This is a genomic window from Psychroserpens sp. (genome assembly GCF_045105015.1).
Taxonomy (GTDB): Bacteria; Bacteroidota; Bacteroidia; order Flavobacteriales; family Flavobacteriaceae; genus Psychroserpens.
On record NZ_JBGCCX010000059.1, the window covers coordinates 1 to 5,662 of the forward strand.

Annotated in this window: 7 protein-coding genes; 4 read left to right on the plus strand and 3 right to left on the minus strand. The window is 31.4% G+C overall.

The genetic code is table 11. The features are described from left to right. The 3 genes from AB8B90_RS04935 to AB8B90_RS04945 all read right to left on the minus strand — a co-directional run. Positions 1 to 674 (minus strand): Plug domain-containing protein (locus AB8B90_RS04935; RefSeq protein WP_405334256.1); only part of this gene is annotated, 674 nt, incomplete at its 3' end. 28 nt (positions 675 to 702) lie between these two features. Then, positions 703 to 1,614 carry a FecR family protein gene (locus tag AB8B90_RS04940; protein WP_405334258.1) on the minus strand — a complete coding sequence of 304 codons (912 nt, stop codon included), beginning with the start codon at positions 1,612 to 1,614 and terminating at the stop codon, positions 703 to 705. Positions 1,615 to 1,661: 47 nt separating this feature from the next. Then, positions 1,662 to 2,186, minus strand: a complete 525-nt coding sequence (locus tag AB8B90_RS04945; protein WP_405334261.1) for an RNA polymerase sigma factor — start codon at positions 2,184 to 2,186, stop codon at positions 1,662 to 1,664. A gap of 111 nt (positions 2,187 to 2,297) precedes the next feature. On the opposite strand from AB8B90_RS04945, the gene AB8B90_RS04950 reads away from it, so the two are divergent. The 4 genes from AB8B90_RS04950 (at position 2,298) to AB8B90_RS04965 (ending at position 5,479) form a co-directional block, all read left to right on the plus strand. Then, positions 2,298 to 3,374, plus strand: coding sequence for a hypothetical protein (locus tag AB8B90_RS04950; protein WP_405334263.1), 1,077 nt, complete (start codon positions 2,298 to 2,300; stop codon positions 3,372 to 3,374). 112 nt (positions 3,375 to 3,486) lie between these two features. After that, the gene (locus AB8B90_RS04955; RefSeq protein WP_405334267.1) at positions 3,487 to 3,882 is read left to right on the plus strand and encodes an OB-fold protein; all 396 of its coding nucleotides are present in this window, start codon (positions 3,487 to 3,489) and stop codon (positions 3,880 to 3,882) included. A gap of 22 nt (positions 3,883 to 3,904) precedes the next feature. After that, positions 3,905 to 4,669, plus strand: a complete 765-nt coding sequence (locus AB8B90_RS04960) for a T9SS type A sorting domain-containing protein (RefSeq protein ID WP_405334269.1) — start codon at positions 3,905 to 3,907, stop codon at positions 4,667 to 4,669. Positions 4,670 to 4,738: 69 nt separating this feature from the next. Next, positions 4,739 to 5,479: a fibrobacter succinogenes major paralogous domain-containing protein gene (locus tag AB8B90_RS04965; RefSeq protein WP_405334271.1), complete on the plus strand. Its 741-nt coding sequence runs from the start codon at positions 4,739 to 4,741 to the stop codon at positions 5,477 to 5,479. Positions 5,480 to 5,662 lie beyond the last annotated feature (183 nt).

Sequence of the window (5,662 nt, forward strand, 5' to 3'; positions counted from 1 at the left end):
CCAATACTTCCTTTGAAATCCTTATTTACATCTGGATTGGTGGTCATAGCAACGGTACCTGAGACGCCATCTGTAAGAGATGATTCAGTACCATTTTTAACCACATTAACGCGTTGAGTTATTTGCGGATTGAACATTGATATTAAACCAAAAAAGTGGCCAGATTGATACATTTTAATACCATCCCATAGCATTAAATTTTGGTCATGTGTACCACCTCGAATATTGATGTTAGATACAGTTTCATTAATACTTTGAATTCCTGGAAATGCTTGAATCGCTTGTAAAACATCGGTATCTACAAGTCCTGGTAATATATCAAATTGTTTAAAATTGATATTATAAGACCCATCGTTTAGTTTATTAATACCTTTCACAATGTATTCTGAAAGTACAATTTCATTAAGTTGTTGAGTTTCAAAAGGCCATACTTTTCGCTGAACTAAAATAAAAGTACCATCAAGATTATTATAAGAGAGATTAGTTTGAGTCTCTAAATAGGATAATAGTTCTGTTAAGGTCAAATTTTTTGAAGGCATCACAATTTGACTATCTGCAAGTAAATCTTCGGCATAATTAAACTGAATGCCATAGTGTTCTTGCAGAAGTTCAAACACTTCCCTTAAATCTGATTTATTTTGTTGCTCTTGAGCATTACTAACTAGAGAACACATTAGTAATAGCAAGGGTAGAAAAGTGAATTTAATTGCTTTCACCATAAATTAAAACCGCATTTGAAGCATCAATAGTGTAGCCTAAATTCATTGGTTCTGTTACTGATAACAAGGCGTTTTCGATGTTATCATGAACAAATCCTCCAGTAAATAATCGTTTCATATTTACATCTTTTACTTTAATCTTAATATTATACTGTCGTTCTATTTCGGCTATAACGTCTTTTAAAGGCAGTGCTTTAAATACACTTTTGTTTTGCGTCCATTGTGGACTATCAAATGTTGTTTTGTCTAGGCTTAATTTGTTATCTATAAGTCTAAAGTTGTTACCAGCAAGTAGTTGTTTTGATATTGTACCTGAAGTTACCTTAACAATGCCTTCAAAGCATTGCACTTCAAAATAATCGAATCGTTGGTTAACGGTAAATTCTGTACCAACAACAGTTACTTTACCTTTTGACGTAATAACATCAAAAGTTTTTCCTTTCGCAACCTTAAAATAGGCTTCGCCTTTAAGGTTTAACCTCCTGTTGTTATTCCAATCATCTGGATCATAGGTAATTTGAGATGCAGCATTTAAAGTCACTTGAGATAAATCTGGTAATTCAATTGTAGAGTGTTGACTAGCCAAAGTTTCAATTTCTATGATATTTGAATTAAAAAATGTAAAATAAACTCCTAGAGCAATTACCACAACACTTGCTATTCTTAACAAAGGTTTGAACCAATCAATCTGTTTTGCATGAGATGTTTTCGATTTATAAGTTTGATGAAAGCTATCAAATGATTTAGATTCAGAAAATAGAGATGCCTTAAATTGTTGAGCAGTATCAATAATAGATTGATTTAATGCAAAATCTTCTCCTTGCTCGAATTCTCGTTTTTCGGCAGGAGTTAATTCATTATTCAACCATTTTTTTAAGAGCGCTTCTCTATCCATACATCGATTCTCTGTTTATATAACAACTTCACTTAAATAAATCCTGACTATTTTATTTTAAAATGTTCTAATTCTTTTTTCAGAATATTAAACGCACTGTAAATTCTATACTCTACAACTTTTTTAGTTACTCCCAAATACTCGGCTATTTCGGAATGCTTCTTCCCTTCTACCTTATTTAATAAAAATGCGACACGTTGTTCTTCTGATAAGCTGGAAAGCACTTTCTTATAACGTTCTAAGTACTGTTCGTGCTCCATGATAAATTCTGGAGTTTCGTTTGAATATGATTTAGGCTTTGTCTTCTGATGTTGAAGCACCACCTTTTGATGTTTAATATCATTTAAAACCATATTATTCGCTATAGTAAACAAAAAGGATTTTGCTTTACTCAACGTGACTTTTTTACAATTATCCCATAGTTTGATAAACGCATCCTGAGTTTTATCACTAGGATTTAACTGCTCACCATATTTATAGTATAAGAAATTATGTAAATCCCTTGAATACGTGTTATATACGTGTTCGAAAACTTTGGTTTCACAAATATTATCCTGTAGATCTTTCTGCAATGTTTCGCTTTTATGTGATAAAGGTAGATAAAAAAAAATCTTTTTTTCAGGAGTTTTTAAAGTGTAGTTGTTATATATTCAAAGCATTACATTTTAAACAAATGCTGCATTATGAAACTATCAATTAAAATCATATTCACTTTAACCATGTGTTTCTCAGTTTTTTTTACATCATGTAGAAAAGAAGAAACAGAGTTTATCGACTCCACAACTGATGAAATTATTGAACCTGAGTCATCCATTGCTAATTTAATGCTCCGTACTGCATCTAATGATGGTTCAGACGATAATATTATAGATGTAGCGAACTGCTTTAATATAAAGTTACCAATCACAGTAACAGCAAATGCTATTCAAGTTGATGTGAACTCTAAAAGTGACTATGTTTTGATTGAATCCATTTTTGATGAAGAATATGATGATATTAATAATTTAGAAATTTCATATCCTGTAACTGTCGTTAAAAATGATTTTACTGAAATTGTAGTCAACTCGTCTTCCGAATTAACTGCTATTGCAGCTGAATGCAATGGCGAAAACATTGAAGATGATGATATTGAATGCCTCGATTTTACTTTTCCAATAACCGCATCAATATTCAATATTTCAAATGAATCCTTATCAAATGAGGTCTTAACCACAGATAAAGAATTATACACCTTTGTAAATACCATTGCCACAGAAGAAATTGTATCTATAAACTTTCCGATTACCGTAAAATTATTAGATGATACTATTATAGAAATTCATTCTATTCCCGAACTAAGATCTACCATAAACGCCTACCAAAACACTTGTGACGAAGATGACGATTTCGATTTCGATGACGATGATTGTAATGATTGTACACAAGAATTAGTTGCCGACTTTTTAACCAATTGTCAAGATTGGTATGTCGATAAATTAAAGCGAGAAAGTACCGATTACAATAGTGTATATGAGGGATATGATTTTAATTTTTTTACAGATGGATCTCTTTCTGTCTTTTGGAATACTACGACTGTTTTTGGAACATGGTCTATGTTAGGCACAGGAAATAATATTACTATCATTATCGATGTTCCAGCGCTTCCATTGTGTAATAATAATTGGGAATTACAAGAAATTAGTAATACAACAGGTATCGCAAAAGTTGATTTTGTGTTATCAACAAGTGAACGCTTACGTTACAGAAACTCATGTAACTAATTAAGAATAAATGAAAAAGAAAAATTTGGGTTAATCTTTAAGGGTTTTTAAAATTGATTTTTAAGCTGCTTTATTAACTAAAGCAGCTTATAACCCAAATAAAAAAAATATAATGAGCAAAGAATTTAAAAATAGCATTGGGATACTAGTTGCGCTAACAATTATATTCATTTTAGGTTATAACTATATCTATCAAGACCATAGAGATACTAATAGTGCATCTGCCTTTTTTGAGGTTGACACAAATGCTATTAGTTCAAGCTTTTCAAAAAATATGACGAACGCTGAATCTATTTATTTAAATAATACGATTGAAATTACTGGACATGTTTCAGAATCTGATAAAAATTCAATTACCTTAGAAGGCAAAGTATTCTGTCAATTTTCAAATGACATAAATCAAGAGCTTGCTTTAAATTCGAATATAAAAATTAAAGGTCGTGTTATTGGTTATGACGATTTATTAGAGCAAGTAAAACTCGACCAATGCACGATAATTAATAATTAATCACCAAAAAATTAATCACATTATGAAAACAAATTACACATTTAAAACATTTTTATTTCTAGGCCTATTAGCCCTAACATTCCAGATCTCAGAAGCACAAATCAGAATCGTTGAAGTTGATCCTGCAACGAGCACTGTTAAGCTTCATAACTTTGGTAGTGCACAAGATCCTCTGGATATTTCATCATATTGGTTTTGTGCAAGGTTTGACTATACTCAAGTAAGTGATGGCACAATTATCAGTGGAAGCACAAATCTTGCTGTTGGCGCAGATCTGGTCTTAACATTAGGATCAAGCTTAGATGCAACCTCATCAGATTTAGGTCTTTATACAACACCGAGTTTTAGCTCTTCGGCAGCCATGGAAGACTTTATGCAATATGGTGCAGGCGGAATTGGTCGTGAAAATGTTGCTGTTGCAAAAGGAATCTGGACCTCTGGAACTTTTATTAATATAGCTCCTCCTTATGAATATGGTGGAGATGGAAACCAAAATGGATTTCAGTTTTGGGACACTTTACTACTAAGTGTCGATGATTTTAATCTTGGACAAAATTTAAAACTTTATCCAAATCCTTCAAATGACATCTTAAATATAGATGTTAAAAACGGTTCAGGACGATTGGATTATCAAGTTTATGATGTCTTGGGTAAATTAGTAATTAGCGATAGTATTCAAAATAGTTCAAATACAGCAATTGATGTTTCCAATTTAGATAATGGTTTATACCTTATAAATCTCTCTTATGGCAATCAATCTGAAACGAAACGATTCATAAAACAATAAATTTAAACTCTAAAAAGCCAAATAATTTGAGATTGTTATTTGGCTTTAATTAAAACAATAACAACAACAATGAAAACCTTTAATAAACCATTTCTATATTTATCTATGATACTACTTATCTTTTGTAGTTGTTCGAGTGATGATAATTCACAAGATGATTCGGAAGAAAACATTTTAATAACTACCGTAACAGATATTGATGGCAATGTTTATGAAACTATAGTTATAGGCAATCAAACATGGATGGTAGAAAATTTGAAAACAACATCATTAAATGACGGAACTCCAATTACTGAATATACTTTTGCAGAATTTGGTAACGATTGGAACCTAGATAACCAAATGTTTCCTTTCTATCAATGGGCCGACACTTCAGATTTGAATAATATCTTCGATGAAGACTTACCTTTTGACTATTATGGTGCACTTTATAATGAAGCAGCATTATCCTCAGGAAAATTAGCTCCTAATGGTTGGAGAATTCCATCTGAAGCAGATTTTATCGAACTAAAAAATTATTTATCTAGTGAAGGTTATACTGATAATGAAGGAACTGCTTTAAAATCTACTTCAGGTTGGAGTAATTTTTCGGGAAATGGAACAGATATTTATGGGTTTAATGCGCTTGCAAATGGTTATTCTACAAATCTTGGTAGTGCTACAGGAGCAGGAGTCATTAGTACCTTAGCTACTAGTAATATAAATCAAACAGATCAAACACGACGAGTTTTAAATCTTCTTGAAGAAACTATGGAGTTTGCTGATAATTCAATCCTTCTAGGTTCAGGTGTACGATGCCTTAAAAACTAAGTGAAAATGCTTTTTATATCCGAATAAATACATCATTGGAATACTACTTTAATAGTGTTTTTCGGAATAGTTTTTAACATAAATAGATATTATAACTTGTGAAACTTCTGAAGCTTCATTTGGAGAAGTTTCAGCCAACAACGAATCTGTTACTGCCATAATGAATACTGATACAGGTGAATT

What these genes read in the sequence shown, in the direction of transcription:
- AB8B90_RS04965 (WP_405334271.1), top strand. Translation starts at nt 4,739, where the DNA reads ATGAAAACCTTTAATAAACCATTTCTATATTTATCTATGATACTACTT.
- AB8B90_RS04940 (WP_405334258.1), bottom strand. Translation starts at nt 1,614, where the DNA reads ATGGATAGAGAAGCGCTCTTAAAAAAATGGTTGAATAATGAATTAACT.
- AB8B90_RS04950 (WP_405334263.1), top strand. Translation starts at nt 2,298, where the DNA reads ATGAAACTATCAATTAAAATCATATTCACTTTAACCATGTGTTTCTCA.
- AB8B90_RS04960 (WP_405334269.1), top strand. Translation starts at nt 3,905, where the DNA reads ATGAAAACAAATTACACATTTAAAACATTTTTATTTCTAGGCCTATTA.
- AB8B90_RS04955 (WP_405334267.1), top strand. Translation starts at nt 3,487, where the DNA reads ATGAGCAAAGAATTTAAAAATAGCATTGGGATACTAGTTGCGCTAACA.